17 protein-coding genes are annotated in these 18,494 nt (G+C 28.8%); 2 read left to right on the top strand and 15 right to left on the bottom strand.

Features of this window, described 5'->3' with window-relative positions; all coding sequences use genetic code 11:
- Position 1: 1 nt before the first annotated feature.
- The 8 genes from BDU_RS00475 to murI all read right to left on the bottom strand — a co-directional run bounded on the left by BDU_RS00475 (position 2) and on the right by murI (position 8,718).
- Positions 2 to 1,303 carry a V-type ATP synthase subunit B gene (locus BDU_RS00475; protein WP_014695998.1) on the bottom strand — a complete coding sequence of 434 codons (1,302 nt, stop codon included), beginning with the start codon at positions 1,301 to 1,303 and terminating at the stop codon, positions 2 to 4.
- A gap of 9 nt (positions 1,304 to 1,312) precedes the next feature.
- The gene (locus BDU_RS00480; RefSeq protein WP_012537865.1) at positions 1,313 to 3,043 is read right to left on the bottom strand and encodes a V-type ATP synthase subunit A; all 1,731 of its coding nucleotides are present in this window, start codon (positions 3,041 to 3,043) and stop codon (positions 1,313 to 1,315) included.
- A gap of 10 nt (positions 3,044 to 3,053) precedes the next feature.
- A complete protein-coding gene (locus tag BDU_RS00485; protein ID WP_012537866.1) occupies positions 3,054 to 3,599 on the bottom strand; it encodes a DUF2764 family protein in 546 nt (181 codons plus the stop codon).
- 9 nt (positions 3,600 to 3,608) lie between these two features.
- Positions 3,609 to 4,205, bottom strand: coding sequence for a V-type ATP synthase subunit E (locus tag BDU_RS00490; protein ID WP_012537867.1), 597 nt, complete (start codon positions 4,203 to 4,205; stop codon positions 3,609 to 3,611).
- 106 nt (positions 4,206 to 4,311) lie between these two features.
- Positions 4,312 to 4,707, bottom strand: a complete 396-nt coding sequence (locus BDU_RS00495) for a hypothetical protein (RefSeq protein WP_012537868.1) — start codon at positions 4,705 to 4,707, stop codon at positions 4,312 to 4,314.
- The gene (locus tag BDU_RS00500) at positions 4,708 to 7,044 is read right to left on the bottom strand and encodes an endonuclease MutS2 (RefSeq protein WP_041177674.1); all 2,337 of its coding nucleotides are present in this window, start codon (positions 7,042 to 7,044) and stop codon (positions 4,708 to 4,710) included.
- Positions 7,016 to 7,957 carry a ribosome small subunit-dependent GTPase A gene (gene rsgA, locus BDU_RS00505; RefSeq protein WP_012537870.1) on the bottom strand — a complete coding sequence of 314 codons (942 nt, stop codon included), beginning with the start codon at positions 7,955 to 7,957 and terminating at the stop codon, positions 7,016 to 7,018. The genes BDU_RS00500 and rsgA overlap by 29 nt, the downstream gene beginning before the upstream one ends.
- Positions 7,954 to 8,718, bottom strand: coding sequence for a glutamate racemase (gene murI, locus BDU_RS00510; RefSeq protein WP_012537871.1), 765 nt, complete (start codon positions 8,716 to 8,718; stop codon positions 7,954 to 7,956). Before murI ends, rsgA begins: the two co-directional genes overlap by 4 nt.
- A gap of 118 nt (positions 8,719 to 8,836) precedes the next feature.
- On the opposite strand from murI, the gene asnS reads away from it, so the two are divergent.
- Positions 8,837 to 10,222: an asparagine--tRNA ligase gene (gene asnS, locus BDU_RS00515; protein WP_012537872.1), complete on the top strand. Its 1,386-nt coding sequence runs from the start codon at positions 8,837 to 8,839 to the stop codon at positions 10,220 to 10,222.
- A 27-nt stretch (positions 10,223 to 10,249) separates the two neighbouring features.
- Positions 10,250 to 10,798 (top strand): hypothetical protein, encoded by a 549-nt coding sequence (locus BDU_RS00520; RefSeq protein ID WP_012537873.1) that lies wholly within the window; start codon positions 10,250 to 10,252, stop codon positions 10,796 to 10,798.
- A gap of 2 nt (positions 10,799 to 10,800) precedes the next feature.
- Here the strand turns inward: BDU_RS00520 and BDU_RS00525 are convergent, their stop codons facing one another.
- From BDU_RS00525 to BDU_RS00555, 7 genes are all read right to left on the bottom strand, one after another.
- On the bottom strand, positions 10,801 to 11,391 hold the full coding sequence (locus BDU_RS00525; protein ID WP_012537874.1) for a phosphoribosyltransferase: 591 nt from the start codon (positions 11,389 to 11,391) through the stop codon (positions 10,801 to 10,803).
- Between the two features lie 349 nt (positions 11,392 to 11,740).
- Positions 11,741 to 13,183, bottom strand: coding sequence for a trypsin-like peptidase domain-containing protein (locus BDU_RS00530; protein ID WP_041177675.1), 1,443 nt, complete (start codon positions 13,181 to 13,183; stop codon positions 11,741 to 11,743).
- 55 nt (positions 13,184 to 13,238) lie between these two features.
- Positions 13,239 to 13,991 carry a type I methionyl aminopeptidase gene (gene map, locus BDU_RS00535; RefSeq protein ID WP_012537876.1) on the bottom strand — a complete coding sequence of 251 codons (753 nt, stop codon included), beginning with the start codon at positions 13,989 to 13,991 and terminating at the stop codon, positions 13,239 to 13,241.
- Between the two features lie 4 nt (positions 13,992 to 13,995).
- A complete protein-coding gene (locus tag BDU_RS00540; RefSeq protein WP_012537877.1) occupies positions 13,996 to 15,651 on the bottom strand; it encodes a tetratricopeptide repeat protein in 1,656 nt (551 codons plus the stop codon).
- A complete protein-coding gene (gene nusB, locus BDU_RS00545; protein WP_041177676.1) occupies positions 15,638 to 16,072 on the bottom strand; it encodes a transcription antitermination factor NusB in 435 nt (144 codons plus the stop codon). Before nusB ends, BDU_RS00540 begins: the two co-directional genes overlap by 14 nt.
- A 24-nt stretch (positions 16,073 to 16,096) precedes the next feature.
- A complete protein-coding gene (locus BDU_RS00550; protein ID WP_012537879.1) occupies positions 16,097 to 17,107 on the bottom strand; it encodes a peptidylprolyl isomerase in 1,011 nt (336 codons plus the stop codon).
- Positions 17,108 to 17,197: 90 nt separating this feature from the next.
- The gene (locus BDU_RS00555; RefSeq protein WP_012537880.1) at positions 17,198 to 18,391 is read right to left on the bottom strand and encodes a thiolase family protein; all 1,194 of its coding nucleotides are present in this window, start codon (positions 18,389 to 18,391) and stop codon (positions 17,198 to 17,200) included.
- Positions 18,392 to 18,494 lie beyond the last annotated feature (103 nt).

Below are 18,494 nucleotides of genomic sequence, written 5' to 3' on the forward strand. Positions count from 1 at the left end.
TCTAATCCCTATTTTTAGGCCAATACTTTTCCAGCAGTTCTGTTTTAATGCCAGTCTCATTAGGTTCAAAACAACTAGAGAGAATAGTCCAACCCAAATCCAAAGCCTCTTCTAACGGAATATTAAGAGACAAATCCATAAGTTTACTCTCAAACATATTGCTATACTTAAGAAGCTTTTCATCCCACTCTGTCATATTAAATCCCATAGCTTTTTTCTCTATAGATTCTCTTGAAGATGCATAAAGCTTAATCATTGAATCCATAATCGTCCTATGGTCATCTCTTGTCTTTCCATTAACCATTTGCTTAAGTCTTGAAAGAGAGCCAAAAGGCTCAATTCTGCCTCTCCTTAAATAGTATTGTCCTTCAGTAATATAACCCGTATTATCAGGTACTGGATGAGTAACATCATCTCCAGGCATTGTAGTAACTGCAAGTACAGTAATTGATCCTGCACCTTCAAAATCAATAGCCTTCTCATATCTAGATGCAAGCTGAGAATATAAATCACCAGGATAACCTCTATTAGATGGCACTTGCTCCATAGTAATAGCTATTTCTTTCATAGCATCCGCAAAATTGGTCATATCGGTTAAAAGTACCAAAACTTTTTTTCCCTGCAAAGCAAATTTTTCAGCAACAGCAAGAGAAATATCAGGAACAATTAAAGACTCAACAACAGGATCATTGGCTGTATTTACAAAAAAGATTGTCCTACTTAAAGCTCCACCACTCTCAAGTGAATCCTTAAACGTTAAATAATCATCATTTTTAAGTCCCATTCCTCCAAGAATAATGAGATCAACCTCAGCTTGAAGAGCTATCCTTACAAGAAGCTCATTATAAGGTTCCCCAGACACAGAAAATATTGGTAATTTCTGAGATTCAACAAGAGTATTAAAAACATCTATCATTGGAATTCCAGTCCTTATCATATTTCTTGGCACAATACGCTTTGCAGGATTAACCGATGGACCACCAATTTCAATTAAATTATCCTCAAGACGTGGCCCTCCGTCTTTAGGATTACCAGCACCATCAAAAATTCTACCAAGTAAATTTTCAGAAAATGTTACTTGCATTGGATGGCCCAAAAACTTAACTTCATCTGAAGTTGAAATGCCTATTGTTCCATTATAAACTTGCAGAGAAACCTTATCCCTCTCTAGCTTAATCACTTCCGCTAAGGAACTTCCATTTTTGGATTTTACAATGGCAAGTTCTCCATATTTAACACTTTTTGCTATAACAGTTATTACATTCCCAATAATAGATTCTATCTTACTATATACTCTCTTCATTTGCACACCTCAAAAATCCAATTTTTTAGAACGTAATAAATTTTTTAAATTAATTTCTAATTTATTAAACTTTTCTTGCTTAAAGGGAGCAAGATTCATATCTAAAATATTTTGTCTTAAATCATTTATAAAACTTCTTGCTTCCAATTTATTTTCAAATTTAAAATCTGATTGTAAAATCTTATAAAGAATATTAAACATATAATTTTGACGCTCAAAACTCACAGCAGCATCAACACTATCGAATGAATTTTGCTGTAAATAACATGAATCTAAAAGTTCAGATTTCAAATACACAACAAAGTCATCAATACTCACCCCATCTTCTCCAACAACTCTCATCATCTGATTAACTTCATTTCCCTTAACCAAAAAAGCCCTTGCATATTCTGTTGCCTCATATTCAACTACACCTCTATATTTACTCCAAGAGTCAAGAGGATTAATTGCTGGAAATTTCCTAGCATCTGATCTCTCTCTTGTAAGACCATGAAATGCTCCTACCACTTTCAAAGTTGCTTGAGTTACTGGTTCTTCAAAATTACCCCCAGCAGGACTAACAGAACCACCCACAGTTACAGATCCAACACTGCCATTATTTAAAACAACAACACCTGCTCTTTCATAAAATGATGCAATAACAGATTCAAGATAGGCTGGAAATGCCTCATCCCCTGGTATTTCCTCAAGACGACCTGACATCTCTCTCATAGCCTGAGCCCACCTTGAAGTTGAATCTGCCAACAAGAGTATATCAAGACCCATTTGCCTATAATATTCACCAATAGTAATAGCTGTATAAACTGATGCTTCACGAGCAGCAACGGGCATAGAAGACGTATTACAAATAATACATGTTCTCTCCATTAATGATTTACCTGTTCTTGGATCTGTAAGTTCAGGAAACTCTTTCAGAGTTTCTACTACCTCACCTGCTCGCTCACCACAAGCAGCAATAATTACAATATCAACATCAGCATTACGACTCGTAACCTGTTGAAGAACCGTCTTACCAGCACCAAAAGGTCCAGGAATACAAAATGTACCACCCTTTGCAACCGGAAAGAATGTATCTATTATTCTTGTTTGAGTTACCATGGTCTCATTAGGAATAAGTCTCTTTTTATAACTAGTAACGGGAACTTTCACAGGCCAATGAAACGACATAGTAATAATATGTTTACCCCCAGCATCATCTTCAATAACAGCAATCTTATCATCTACAGTATAATCACCATCACCAACTATTTCTATAATTCTATAAGAATCTCTCCTATCAAATGGAACCATAATTTGATGATTAATGGTACCTTCGATGACAAATCCAAGAAAATCTCCAGCAACAACAAAATCTCCAACTTTTGCAGTTGCATTAAAACTCCACTTTTTATTTCTATCAAGAGCACTTAAATATAAACCCCTCTCTAAAAAAAAACCACACTTAGTAGCAAGCTCTGGTAATGGATTTTGAAGACCATCATACACCTGACTTAAAAGACCAGGTCCTAACTCAACTGTTAAAAGCTTATCTGTAAACTCAACATCATCTCCAACAGCAATTCCTCTTGTCATTTCAAACACTTGAGCATCAACTTCTCCATCTCTAATACGGATTATTTCAGCTTTTAAACTCTGACCACCTGTTTTAATAAAAACAATTTCATTCATGGAAACCGTACCTACCATTTCAATAGTAACCAAATTTCCAATAACACCTACTACTTTTCCTTTAGCTTCCATTTAAATTCCTTCAAAAATTTTTACTTATTTTCATACTTAATTTTTGACAAACATCATCAAAATTTTTCTCACCTATCTCTTCTCTAAAGAGACTTCTCCTTGAAATTAACATTAACTTTAAAAAATAAATTATCAACTTTTCAAAGTTAAATTCATTTCCAACTTCAAGTTCTGTTAAAAATTGCCATTTTAAAATATCAATTCCTAGTTCTACCTCAAAAGGATTTTCTTTAAGACAAAGAGGTTTCAAAATTCCTAAATAATAACTAGAAAAATAAGGAGATTCTAAATATATATCTTTCTCAAATCCCAATTTTTCAGCCCTAATAACTGCCAGAGTATATCTTATTATTTCTTCAAATTCAAAAAACTTCTTAGTAACCTCTGAACTTTCTTTATTAAATCTCAACTCTGACAAATCCTTTATAAAAAGAAAATCTTCTCTACTTAAAACAATCTCAACATTATCAAAAAAATCCGATATGCTCCATACCTTTTCAACCTTTAAATCAAGATAAGGTAATGAGGATATAATATAGTAATATGAACTTAACATACTATACTCCTAATCCAATTTTATAATTTCCTTAAACCTTGGATTTAAATATTCAAAAAGAATGTCAGCAATAGCTTCTGATGTAAAATCATAATATAAACTACCGTCTCTCTGTTGGACTTTAAACCCTTTATTTATACCCTTAAAAGGTTTTATTTCAATTTCAGCACCGAATTTATTTCTTATGCTTGTTTTTAAAATAGATGATAAATTATCAATATCAGATTCATTAAGCATAATATCTATCTTATCATCTTTACCCCAAACATCTAAAACCCTAATAATTAGTTCTCTTAAAAAATTAGAATCATAGACACTAGAAACAGAATCCTTTAAAGCAGATTTAAAAAGAGATTTAATACTATTTTCAGTACCAATAACTAAATCTCTAAATGCTTGACGAGATGCTTCAAGAGAATATCTCTTATAATCATAAGCTTCTTTTTCGGCTTTTATTTTTAACTCTTTAGCCTCACTCTCAGCCTTTAAAATAATAGCTTCAGCTTCTTGCTTTGCATTAAGAATAATTTCACTTGACAGCCTTTCAGCTTCATCAAGTCCATCTTTTTTAATTTTATTTATTAAATCTTTAACTTCAAATTGCACTATAACTCCTCAATATACAAAAAAGTAATCCAAAATACTCAATAAACAAATCTTTGCATAAAGTATACCAATAAATTTTTGATTATTAAAAGTCACAATATCAAAATTATATATCATGAAAAAAATTTCCAATAATCTTATAAACATTAATATCATAAACTATACGAAGGTCTTTTTCTGGAAACTTTTCCTTAAGTTTTGCACCAAAAACCTCAATACCCTTTTTCACAATTCTTTTATTAAATTCTACATCAACTACATCAAGAGTTATCATTTCAATAATAATTAAATATCCTCTACCAAATTTAGAACCATATCCAAACGTAAAAGAAGTTGTAACACGAAAGAGTCCATCCAAAAATCCATTAGCTGCTTTACCTCTAGAAAGCCTACTCGGATGCAATTCATAAGCATTACCAAACTCATCTTCAAGAATAGAGTCAACATAAAGACAAATATTAAACAATACACTCTCAAATTCTTCAAACTTTAATATACCCATTTAAAATTCTACTATTGTTTTTCCAACCCCTCCATCATTTGGATGAGCAAAATAATATTTTTTAATAAACGTTATATCTTTTAAAAATGCGTGCACTCCTTCCATTAGCAAACCTTCTCCTTTGCCATGAATGATTTCAAATTTAGAAACATTTTTAAGCAACATATCATCTATTTTCTTACCCAAGAAGTTTATAGCCTCAGCCACCCTCATTCCCCTAATATCAACTGTTAAATTTAATGTATCATCTTGCTGCTCAAAAGAAAAACTAAATTTTTTCTCACAACCTCTTGGAGCTCTATCATTATACAATATTTTCTCTAAACTAACAGCTGCAACTGTAATCTTAAATACACCTGTATTTATAATAAATCCTTTTTTGGTAACACCTATTATCTCTCCTGAAAAATTTGAGCCTAATACTCTAACTTTATCTCCTACTCTAAATTCAACTTTAGTAGCAATTTTTTGATTTAACATTTCAATTTTAGTAACCTTAGAAGCTATATTATCTGAAATATCAGCTATAAATTTTTTATTCTTAAAAAGACAAACACCTTCTTCTTTTATCTCTCTAACCAAATTTTCTAAGGTCTGTCTTGATTTTTTTAAAAACTCTTTTTGTTCATTAACAAGATTCTCTTCCAAATTTCTTTCTCTTAATACAAGAGTCTCCCGAATATCATTAATCTCAACTTCTTTAAGCTCAATAAATTTAAGCTTATTCTTTATTTTTTCCTCAAGTAAATATATTTCTCTCTCTTTTTCCGTAAGTCTTGCCAATATCTCATTAACTTCCGTCTTGCTAGACTCATAAATATTTTTAGCTCTAGATATTATGTTAAAATCAACAAGAAATTTGCTTGCAACACTAAAAGCAAAGCTTTCCCCTGGAACAGAAAACATTAACTTATAACTGGGCTCCATTTTATCTAAATCCATTTGCATTGAAGCATTAATAACATTTTCATGAGTATATGCAAAATATTTAAGAGCATTATAATGGGTTGAGATAATCACAAAAGCATTAATGAAAATCAAATGTTCAAGAATAGCTATAGCCAATGCTTGTCCTTGTTCAATATCAGTACCTGAACAAAATTCATCAAATATCAAAAGACTATCTTTTGTTGCATGCTTTAAAATATAAGCAATATTATTCATATGACTTGAAAAAGTTGATAGAGAATTCAAAATTGACTGTTCATCTCCAACATCAACTAAAATGTTATCAAAAATCTTAAAGGTACTAGACTCATCAACTGGAATTGGAATTCCAAATTGGAACATAGCGCTCAAAAGAGCAACTGTTTTTAATGTTGCTGTTTTTCCACCAGCATTAGGACCTGTAATAACAACAACTCTATTATTTAAAGGAGAAAAATTAATAGGCTTTGCATTCTTTATTAAAGGATGCCTAGCATTCATAATATTCAAATCACCATCAAGTTTAGGAAAAATTCCTTGATTTTGAATCCCATAAATTGCTCTGGATTTTAAAGAATCATAATATATAAAATTACTATAAAGAGATTTTAAGATAAAAATATGTTTTCGTATTTCATCTGATAATTTTTGCAAAATTCTAAAAACGATATGTGTCTTTTCAAAATTTAAAAAACTCAATCTATTATTTTCACTTATCATTTCATTTGGTTCAACATAGAATGTTTCACCAGATGAGGAAACAGATATAACATTGCCTTTAATTCTATTTTTAAAACTGGATTTAAGAGCAATGGTACATTTACCTGATTTATAATAAATAAGATTAGAGCTTAAATAATTTGCATTTAAATTTATTATCTGTTTAATTTGCTTTTCAATTTTTTTATTTAAATTTCTAATTTCAAAATCAATCTCATCATATCTCTTATCAACACCATGCTTTATTTTAAGTTCATCAATATCAACATATTTACATAAAAATTCTAGTAAATATTTTAAATTTGGATCTACAAATAATAATTTTTTTAAAACATCAATTTCACCCCGAAATTTAAGTTCATGTTTTTCTAAAAAAAACATTATTCTTAAAATTTCTTTTAGAAAGAGAATAATATTCTTAATCTCTTCGATAGAAATTCTTGATTTTTTTTTAAGGAGTAAAACAATAGACTCATTTATACTCTCAAGACAATAATTTGGATATTCTTCATCAAGTTCAATAAGATTTTTAATTAAATTAACAAAAGAACATACTTCCTGAATTTCTCTATCAGTTTTTAATATTTGCTGTTCATTTAAAAGTTTAACCGTATCTGAAACAGTTACATAAGATGCAACTGAAGATAATATTTGATAAAAATCAATTTTTTCCAAATATTTCTCTTGCATAACTTTTATATCTCTTAAGTTCACTAAAAATTTTCAAATAACTATTATACCTAGCTTCTGCAATTTTAAATCCAATTTGACTTATTACAAAACAATTTGGCTCATTGATATGTAAACAAGAATTAAATCTACATAAATCATTAAAATATTTAAATTCTTTAAAATAATATTTAAGCTCAAGATATCCTAAACCTTCAATGCCAAATTCCTTTATTCCAGGAGTATCAATTAAAATTTTATTATCAGAATGAAAAGCCACAGCATAAACCGTAGTATGTCTGCCTCGTGCATACTTATAAGATATCTCATTTATAGCCTGAGATGCATTTAAATCTATAACATTTATAAGTGAAGATTTTCCAACTCCAGACTGCCCAATAAAAGAAGTTCTTGAATTTTTAATAATTTTTTTCACCTCATCAATTCCCTGCAAAGTAACAACAGAAGTCTTAATAACTCTATAACCTAAATATTCATAAATCTTAATAAAAGAATCAACCCTCAGATTTATGCCTTCATCAACCTTATTTACCAAAATAATAGGGGTAATTCCCTGCTCCTCAGCAACTATCAATGTTCTATCAATAAATGAATTTTTAAATTCTGGAAGAGTAGCAGAACTTACAATCAAAATATTATCGATATTTGAAACAATCACTTGCCTTAAAGCAACCTTTTTATTATAACGCCAAAAAACATTTCTACGTTCCATTCTCTCTTTAATGTATACCTTATGTTCATCATAAATATCACCACAAACAAAATCACCCGGAACTAAAGGACTATACTCTTTCTCCCTAGTATTTAAGAATTTACCTTTAATAACACCCTCATAAACTGTATTAGTATTAACTTCAACAACAGAATAAATATTATTAACACCCCAGAGAACCTCAAATGTACTACTATTCAATTGAATATTCCTTTAAAATAAAAATTATATTTTTCACAAAAATTCTTATAAAAGTGTAAATTTTTATCTTGTGTTAAATAAAAATAACGTTTAAAACAATAATCACTATTTTCAACATTTTTTAACGATTTATTAAGTTCATCGGCAACAATTTTACGATTATCATAAACGGGTATTTCTAAAACACTTTCTATCATATCTTTAATATGCAAATAATGAGTACAACCCAAAAAAACCATATCTCGTTTAGTAGATTGAACTTCAAACTTTAAAGATTTTAAATACTCAAGCGCATCTTTTTCAAAGATATCTCCATATTCAACAAATTTTACAAGTTCACCCGCAGATTTTAAAATCAAATCTATATGATTATTCTGCTCTTTCTTGACAAATTCGCTATTAATAGTAGTATTTGTTGCAATTAAAATCACCCTTTTACACAAAAGTTCCTTAACTAAACTAACTGAAGGCAAAGTATATATTATAGGAAAATTAAAATTTAATTTATTATAAACACTAATAGAAGCTGTATTACACGCAACAACAATAGAGACAATATTATATATTTCCCTTAATTTTGAAATAAGCTCCAAAAACTCATTTAAAATAAAATTTGAACTTTTATCACCATAAGGAAAATTTTTATTATCTGCAACATAAATATAATTTCTATTAAACAATTTCTTACTTATATATTCAAAATAAGCAAGTCCACCAATACCTGAATCAAAAATAACTATAACATCTTCTAAATTGTTCATAAATCTTCTCTAAATTTAAGTATAAAAATTAATTTACTCTCTTTCAATGACAAAATGATAAAATAATATGGCTTAAACTATAATTATAATAAACATCAAGTTAGAGAAGGAGGAATATATGCACAAAAGTATCAAAGAAATATTAAACAACCCTATAACAAACAGTACAATCACAGTCAAAGGGTGGATTAGAACAAAACGAAGCAATGGTAAAATTTCATTTTTAGAAATTAATGACGGCTCAAATATTAAAGGAATTCAAGCTGTTATTGATGAAAACAATCCTCAATTTGAAAAAAAAGAATTTAAAAAGCTCACAACAGGTGCAAGCATATCCTTAACAGGAATCTTAATTTTAAGCCCTGCAAAAGGACAAACTTATGAAATTAAAACAACAAATTTTTATATAATTGGGGAATCAGATCAAGAAACATATCCTTTACAAAAAAAAAGACATTCTTTTGAATTCTTAAGAGAAATCCCTCATCTAAGAATACGCACTAATACATTTGGTGCTGTTGCCAGAATTAAAAACCAAATTTCTTATAAAATTCATGAATATTTTCAAAAAAACGGATTTTTTTATATTCATACACCCATTATTACATCAAACGATGGTGAAGGAGTAGGTGAAATATTTCGTGTATCTACCCTAAACCTTAATAATATTGAAAACAAAAAAGAAATTGATTTTAAAGATGATTTTTTTGGCAAACAAGCATTTCTTACAGTAACTGGACAATTGCATGGAGAAGCTTATGCAATGGCTTTATCAAAAATATATACATTTGGTCCTACCTTTAGAGCAGAAAATTCAAATACAACACGCCATGCCTCAGAATTCTGGATGATTGAACCTGAAATGGCATTTTTTACGCTTGAAGATAACATAAATTTAGCAGAAGATTTTTTAAAATACGTCCTAAGCGAAACTTTAAATCACTGTCATGAAGATATGGAATTTTTTGATAACTTCATTGAAAAGGGAGTAATAAAAAAGATTGAAGATGTAATAAATTCTAAATTTGAAGTTATTACCTATACTCAAGCAATTAAAAAACTCGAAAATGCAACAAAAACATTTGAAATAAAACCTTATTGGGGCATGGATTTACAAACAGAACATGAAAGGTATTTAACAGAAGAAATTATTAAAAAACCTACTACAGTTATTGACTATCCAAAAGAATTTAAAGCATTTTACATGAAAATGAATCAAGACAATAAAACTGTAAAAGGAATGGATATTTTAGTTCCACGAATTGGAGAAATCATTGGGGGCAGTGAAAGAGAAGATAATCTAGATAAATTGAATAATAGAATAAAAGAGCTAAATTTAGAAACAGAGACTCTTAATTGGTATTTAGATTTAAGAAGATTCGGCTCAACTCCGCATTCTGGATTTGGACTTGGACTTGAAAGACTACTGCAATATACAACAGGAATGGCTAATATTAGAGATGTTATACCATTTCCAAGAACTCCGAAAACTCTTCATTTCTAATAAAGAGTTTTCGAAAGGAGAAAAACATTGCAAATCAAAATTTTCTATAAAATAGTATTAATGTCACCAGTACTAATCTTATTTGCAAATGAAAAATTAAAAGACGATTTCAAAATATTTTCAAATATAGAAAAAGAAATCACAAATAAAACCAATAAATCAAAACCTAAAATAAATAAATCCAACAAAATAAATTATCCACACAAAAAAATTAATTATCATCATGAAATTAGAAGAAAAAAAAATACAGATTTTAAATCTTATAATAAGGAACATATAAATAACCACACAAATGGTACTGTAAAAATAAAAAAATCAAAAAAAATATATTATCCACAAGATAAAATTAATATACAAGAACCAAATTTAGAAAAAAATGTATGGTATAATATCAAAGTCTATCCAGCCAATATCAAGGATAGATTTAAAAAAATTAAATTACTAAATAATATAAATACAAAAATAAATAAAGATTTTGCTTTAATTGGACCTATTCTAGAAGATAATTTAGGAGAAATAACAAAAGCATTAAACATAAGAGGATATAACGAACTAGAATATATTAAGCTTGAATAGAATTAAAGTTTTTTTGATAAAAACTTTAAAATATTCAATAATTCATCATCTAAATTAACAAAATTTAATTTATATTCATCTTCTGACAATCCAATTAACTCATGATTACTGTAATGTATCCAAGTAGTTAATTCATCCTCATCTGAATACTTATTAACATAATAATCAGGTTCATAATCAATATATCCACGTTCTTTATAATCATAAACAGCTATCCTCACATTCTGACTATCTATCCCTCTCTTTAAAACTTCTTCTCGCAAATGAATAATTGTACGACCAGTATCAAAGATATCATCAACAAATAAAACATTATCACCTACTCTTAAATATTTTGGATCATAAGTCCATCCATCTATCATTATTTTTTTCTGCTTATTTGAAACATCATATGATCTTGCAACAACAGCAGCATAAAGAAGGGGCTTTTCTGGCTTAATAAATTTAAAGAACTCACTAATAATATTTCCAAGATAAGCTCCACCTCTCAAAGACACATACATAATGTCAGGAATAAACCCATCTTTATAAATTTTATAAGCAAGTTTAAGACCATTTATTCTTATATCTTCATAAGAAACGAATTTTTTCATTTACATAACACCTCAAAACACATAAAATTAAGACTTGTTTCAAAAAAATCAATTATCTCTTCAATTTAACTCATAATTTATATATTTACTACTCTCTCAATGATAAAAAACAATTTATAACTTGAACTACATTTAAGAAAACTTATAAAAATAAACAGTATTATTCATACTAATATATTTAAATACAAATCTCTATCCCAACATTATCTCTCTACATTGATAAATCAAACATAAAACTTATTCACTCAAGTAAAAAAATTAATAATACAAAATAGAATTACCAAATTTAATGCCTAAAGGCTTAAAGAATTAACATCTTTAAGCCTTATACAAAAAATAAAATGTATTATCAAATAGACACTTTTAAAGTTTGTCCATTTCTTAAAATACTATAATTATTTTTTCCATGCTTAATAGCATCATAAAAATCTATTAAAGTTTTAACATTTTTTGAATTAACAATCATAATAATATCTCCTGTTGCAATTTGAGGATTATTACCCAAAGTTGAATCAATACTATCAACAACAACTCCATTAATCCAATTTCTCAAACCAAGTTGCACCCTAACCTCTTTAGTTAAAGGATAAACAGTAAAGCCTGGCATCAATTTTAAATCTAAAGTATTGCCCTTTTCCTTATCGATATTAGTAGGCATAACACCAAGTTCTACCTCAAAAGTTTTCGTCTCTTGTCCTCTTAAAACCTCAACTTTAATTTTTTCCTTAGCATAAAAATCATTAATGTATTGCTTAACATCAAAGAAAAGATTCATTGCAACACCATCTATCTTGCTAATCACATCACCAGCTCTAAATCCTGCTTTCAAAGCTGGAGAACCATCATAAACACCTGCAACAATTGCTAATGAAACAGACTCATCTTCATAACCTAAACTTTTAAGAAATTCTACATCTTTAGACCTCAAACGATGAAATGCAACGCCCATCCAAGCTGATTCACTTTTTTGTCCACTCATTAATGCATCAAAAACACTCTTAGCATTATTAATAGGAATAGCAAAACCAAGTCCAATATTTCCTCCAGAAGGAGATGAAATCCACGAATTGATACCAATAACTTCTCCTTTAGTATTAACAAGAGGTCCTCCAGAATTACCACGATTAATAGCCGCATCTGTTTGAATAAATAAATTTCTAGCTTTTAAATTAGGATTAAAAGAACGATGAAGACCACTAATAATACCTGCTGTAACTGAAAAACTAAAGTGATAAGGACTTCCAACAGCTATAACCCAATCTCCCACTTCAAGTCTATCGCTATCACCAAGTTCAGCTACCCCAATATCTGCAACATCATCAGCCTCAAAACTAACCAATGCAATATCTTTTTTATCGTCCTTACCCACTAACTGAGCTTTATAACTTTTATTATTATAAGTTCCAACTTCAAACTCACTAGCATTTTCTAGAATATGACTATTTGTCAGAACATAAAACAAATTTGTTTTCTTAGAATCTTTTCCAATAATAACGCCAGAACCACCCCATTGTGCTTTTTTTTCAAGATTAAGACCTGGGATATCAAAGAAAAAGAATTGCATAGGATCGCGTGTTTTAATTGTTCCAGTAGCATAAATTTCCACAGTTGATGGTAAAATTTTTTTAGATACTTCTCTAAAAGAATCTTGAAGAGAGTGTACAGCATCTCCTTTCTCCTGTGCAAAAACAATAGTATTTTTTTCAGACTTCAAATAACCTATTCCAACAAAAAATCCAACAGCTAAAGCTAAAAAACTAGCAAAAAACACAGAAATAAAATTTTTATTCATTTTATACACCTCCATAATATAAAACCAAATCTTTTAAATATTTACTTAAGTATTATCAAACTTTACTTAAAATTAAAGGCAAACCATCAATAACAGCAACAGTATGTTCAAAATGAGCAGAAAAACTAAGATCAGATGCAAAGACTGTCCAACCATCACTCTTAAGAGAAACTTTATGACTTCCTAAATTTACCATAGGCTCAATTGCCAAAACCATACCTTCCCGTATTTCAATATTTTTAAAAAAAGGATCATAATAATTTGGAATACTTGGCTCTTCATGTAACGAAAAACCAACACCATGCCCCGTATATTCTCTAACAATTCCAAACTTAAATGGTTTAATATAATTTTCTATAGCCTTCGAAATATCTAAAATTCGATTACCAACCTTCATTTCATCAATTCCTTTATAAAGAGCAGCTTCTGTAATTTCTAATAAGCGACTAACTTGAGAGCTTACCTTTCCCACTTTAAAAGTTTTAGCCATATCAGAATAAAATCCATTCAAAACAACACCACAATCAATACTAATAACATCCCCATTTTTAAGCATTCTACTCCCAGGAATTCCATGTATAACTTCTTCATTTATAGAAGCACAAATAGTCCCTTTAAATCCATTATATCCTTTAAAAGCAGACTTACCTCCATTTTTAGTAATAAAATCACTAGCTATAAAATCAAGTGTTTTAGTGTTAATTCCAGGAGCAATATTTTTCTCGATTTCCAAAAAAGTTTGAGCTAAAAGTCTACCTGATGCCTTAATCTTTTCAATTTCTTCTCTAGATTTTAATCTTAATTTCAAATATTCAATTCCTCTCTTTAAATATCTTTATCATATTCATATAAAGTTTACCCTCATTAGTTTCATAAAAAGAATTAGCAATTGAAATGGCCTCTAGTCCCTTTTCAAATTCACCTAAATAAAGATAATTAATCCCTCGCTTTAAATATATTTTTGCTATATCCTCACGCTCTTTTAAATTAATGCTACTCTTATCATCAATAGCAAAAGGTAAAGTCGAAACTGCATTACTAAAATATTCTTCTGATTCCTTATAGTTTTTTTGATAAAACTTTAGAACCCCAAAATTATAATATATACCATATAAATACTTGTTCGTTTGCTCACGCAAAAGTATTTTTTCTGCAACAGCCAAGTCCTTTTTTAGAAATAAATAATAAAATTTATAAAAATAATACCAATCCTGTATTTCATCAACAGGATTATAAACATTAAAGAACAAATCTAAATCCTTTAAATCAGAATAAAGAAGTAAATTCCAAGCCAAAAATTGTGCAATATCACTACTATAGTTTGATCTATAAAATAAACGCCATAAAAAAGACTTTTTAGCTTCATATTTTAAATTTGAATAATTTAAAATAAAATAAAGTTTAAAAAATAAAGGATTATCTTTATATCTTTTTACAATCTCATTTGCATTAAAATAATCATTGATTTCAAAATACATACTAGCCAAATAATAATTCATCATTTCATTTCCTTTAAATTTTTCATTGGCCTTATTCAGATAAGTAATGGCACGCTTTAAATCATTTTCTTTCTTTGCAATAAATGCCAACCCAAGATATATCATCATACTATAATCAGGAAAATCTGTATAAAGTTTCAAATATTCACTCTTAGCATTATTAATATCTCCCTTCTTCAAATAAGCATCTGCTAACAAAAACATTAAACTAGGTTCACTATTATCACTAAGAAGTTTAAGATTGGCAATAGTAAAATCTAAATTATCAAGACCGTAAGAAATATAAGCAAGTTCTTTAGCAAAATCCTTATCTTCTTTTATTTTTAAGAGTATTCTCCTAGCAGCATCAAAATCTTTTTTATCTATATACAAAAGCATTGCATTAATTAAAAACGCATTATTTTGAAGATTGAATCCTATAGTCTCAAAAGCAAGAGCATCTCTTTCTTGCTCCATTTTAATTAAAAAACTCTTTATGTCTTTGACATCATAATTTAAAATCAAACTTTTAATAAAAGCCTCATCACATAAATATTTATATTCTTTATATCCCAATAAATACTGCTTAGCAACATCATAAGCTTCTAAAACAGCTCCTACTTTAAGTTTTGAATATACTTCAAGTGCTCTAAGCTTTAAATTCCCTGGTAAACTTTTAACACTCAAATCTAGAATATTTCTCATCAACACATAATGATTGATTTTATCAGAATAAAGCTTTGCTCTCTTAACAAGAGAAAGCCACTTATATTCAGTATCTGCATAATAAGAATAAAATTTAATTGCTTTCTCCGCACTATCTAAATTCCCACTTGAAATATAATCATCAATTTCTATAATAACCTCATTAAAATCCCTTTCTCCCTTTAATATATACAAAACATATGGATTTAAGCTCAAATAAACAAAAATTGATACAAAAAAGATTAAAAACAAAATAAAAAATAACAATAACCTATTTGTTTTCAAAAGAACTCTCCATATCTTTTAACAAAGCATCAAGTATACCATTGACAAACTTATCAGAATTTTTATTGCCATATTTTTTAGCAATCAAAATAGCCTCATCTATTATAACCCTTTTAGGAACATCTAAATCTTGAAACTTAAGTGAATATACACTCATTCTTAATATAGCAAGATCAACCTTATCCATACGATCCAAACGCCAATTAAGTGAAATACCACTAATTAATTTGTCAATAGACTCTAAATTATCATAAGTACCATTAACTAGAACAGAATAAAATAACTTTAAATCTCCATCTAAATCTATCCCATTCTCTTCAAAACTAAAAATATCAAAAATATTATCCTTTGCCTTACAGTTAACATCAATACTGTAAATTTTTTGAAAAGCTAAAACCCTAGCCTTATGTCTCAAATCCATAACCAATATATAAATATATCATCTTCATTTTAGACTAGAATCCAAAATTTGTATACTAGCAGACTTATTGAGTTTATCATAAATTTCTTGTTGTATTTTAGCAACAATTTGCTGTTGATGAACATTAATCATATTATTTTTAATAGCATCCTTTACAGTCATATTAACATTAGGAGATATCTTATCTTGAAGACCTAAAAATTTTTGAGAATACATTTCAGTAACTTTCACTATATGAAAACCTTCCTTTGATGATATTGGATTAGAAACATTTCCCTTTTTAAGAACAAAAACCTCTTTAATAAAGTCTGCACCAAGAACATTTTGAGCACTTTGATCACCCCTTGCCAAAAATCCAAGGTCACCATTTTTAACCTTAGAACCTTCATCATTTGAATATTTTCTCACAGCCTCTTCAAAAGTAATCTTGCTAGATTTTATTTGCTTTGCAATATCTTTTGCCTGCTCAAGAACCTCTGACCTTTTTTTATCTTTTGCCGAAAAGAAAACATGACTAATTCTCGCTATATCAGGATTCACAAATTTAGTTTTATTAGCCTCATAATATTCAATTACTTCTTTTTCACTTGGAGCTTTTATCTCTGAAAACTTGGGCTGAGCAATTTTTAGAACTAATTTTTGCGCAGCAAGAGATCTTTTCATCGAAGCTAAAAGCTCATTCCAATTTGTACCTTGACTTTCTATCATCTGCTTAATTTGTTCATCGGTAAGACTTGCAAGTCCAAACTGAGATCTAATTGTTTGCATAACTTCATCATCTGCAACTTTAATTCCCTGTTTTAAAGCTTCCTGACCAAAAAGTACATCAGCAATTAAAACCTGTAAAACTTGCTTTTTTTCAATATTACTTAAATCTCTACCTTGTGTTTTTTTCAATGTATTAACTTTAGACTCAAACTCTGTTTTAGTAATAATTTCATTACTATGCAAATTAATGATTACAACAGGAGTATTTTGAGCAAAAGAAGTTATTCCTAAAACACAAAATAACAAAAAACACAAAAAATTACCCATAAAAATTACCCTTATATCAAATTAAACTAAATCGCTTCATAAAATTTTAACAAAACATTAAACTTAAATCTAGCTTCAAAACAATATTATCTATCTATATAAAAAGGCTGCTATACCTTGACCACCCCCAATACAAAGAGAAGCAATTCCTTTTGACTTATTATTCATACTCATAAGACGTGCAAGAGTCAATAAAATCCTTGAACCACTAACTGAAAATGGATGACCCAATGCAATAGCTCCTCCATTAACATTAACAATATCATCCTTAATACCATACTTTTCACGTAAAGCTTTAAGAACACTCAAAGATTGTGCTGCAAAAGCTTCATTTGTTTCAATAAAATCAATTTCATTTGAATTTAAACTAAACTTTTCTATAATGCCCTCAATAGCAAGAAAAGCCCCAAATCCCATATGCAAAGGATTTAACCCTACACTTTTAAAACCACCAATATAAGCCAAAGGTTTTACATTCATTTTATGAACAAAATCTCCACTTGCCAATATTAAAAAACAAGCTCCATCATCTAAACTAGAAGAATTGCCAGCAGTAATAGTCCCATTTTCTTTAAAGATAGGTTTTAAAGAAGCAAGCTTTTCTAAACTTAAATTATCACGTATTTCTTCATCACTAGACACAACATTTTTAAGTTTTGTCTTTTTATCAAAAATCGATAGAGGATATATCTCATCATTAAAATACCCACTATCTCTTGCAACTTTTGCCTTCATATGAGAATTATATGCAAATTGATCTTGCATTTCTCTTGTAATTTTATACATTTCTGCTAAATTCTCTGCTGTAATACCCATCACAGTAGAACTTGGAGTATCAACTAAAGCATCTTTATATATTGAATCTTCTATTTTAAAGTCTCCAAATTTTAAACCATCAAATCTGACATTTCTTGGTAATAAATAAGGTGCATTACTCAAATCTTCTACTCCACCTGCAACAATAACCTCACTCTCACCAAGAGATATAGAATTAAATGCAAGTTCCAAAGACTTAAGCCCCGAACCACACACTTTATTTACGCTAAAAGCAGGAATAGCTTCTCCTAAACCAGCTTTCAAAGTAATCTGTCTGGCAATATTTTGACCAAGTCCCGATGAGATTACATTTCCAACAATAACTTCATCTACTTTATCAATACTATTCCTCTCAAGCAAAACCTTAACAATATCAGCAGACACATCAACAATATTCATTCCCTTTAATGTTCCGCCAAACCTAGTAATAGGAGATCTAAGGCCACCAATAATCGCTATTTTTTTCATAAATCACTCCAAACAATAACAATAACTTAACTATTAACAAGCAAACCACAATTTGACACAATATATTTAATAATTATAAATGATTTAATAAAAATTATCATTA

It is taken from the genome of Borrelia duttonii Ly, assembly GCF_000019685.1.
GTDB lineage: Bacteria > Spirochaetota > Spirochaetia > Borreliales > Borreliaceae > Borrelia > Borrelia duttonii.

What these genes read in the sequence shown, in the direction of transcription:
- BDU_RS00475 (WP_014695998.1), bottom strand. Translation starts at nt 1,303, where the DNA reads ATGAAGAGAGTATATAGTAAGATAGAATCTATTATTGGGAATGTAATA.
- BDU_RS00480 (WP_012537865.1), bottom strand. Translation starts at nt 3,043, where the DNA reads ATGGAAGCTAAAGGAAAAGTAGTAGGTGTTATTGGAAATTTGGTTACT.
- BDU_RS00485 (WP_012537866.1), bottom strand. Translation starts at nt 3,599, where the DNA reads ATGTTAAGTTCATATTACTATATTATATCCTCATTACCTTATCTTGAT.
- BDU_RS00495 (WP_012537868.1), bottom strand. Translation starts at nt 4,707, where the DNA reads ATGGGTATATTAAAGTTTGAAGAATTTGAGAGTGTATTGTTTAATATT.
- BDU_RS00500 (WP_041177674.1), bottom strand. Translation starts at nt 7,044, where the DNA reads ATGCAAGAGAAATATTTGGAAAAAATTGATTTTTATCAAATATTATCT.
- murI (WP_012537871.1), bottom strand. Translation starts at nt 8,718, where the DNA reads ATGAACAATTTAGAAGATGTTATAGTTATTTTTGATTCAGGTATTGGT.
- asnS (WP_012537872.1), top strand. Translation starts at nt 8,837, where the DNA reads ATGCACAAAAGTATCAAAGAAATATTAAACAACCCTATAACAAACAGT.
- BDU_RS00525 (WP_012537874.1), bottom strand. Translation starts at nt 11,391, where the DNA reads ATGAAAAAATTCGTTTCTTATGAAGATATAAGAATAAATGGTCTTAAA.
- BDU_RS00530 (WP_041177675.1), bottom strand. Translation starts at nt 13,183, where the DNA reads ATGAATAAAAATTTTATTTCTGTGTTTTTTGCTAGTTTTTTAGCTTTA.
- nusB (WP_041177676.1), bottom strand. Translation starts at nt 16,072, where the DNA reads ATGGATTTGAGACATAAGGCTAGGGTTTTAGCTTTTCAAAAAATTTAC.
- BDU_RS00550 (WP_012537879.1), bottom strand. Translation starts at nt 17,107, where the DNA reads ATGGGTAATTTTTTGTGTTTTTTGTTATTTTGTGTTTTAGGAATAACT.
- BDU_RS00555 (WP_012537880.1), bottom strand. Translation starts at nt 18,391, where the DNA reads ATGAAAAAAATAGCGATTATTGGTGGCCTTAGATCTCCTATTACTAGG.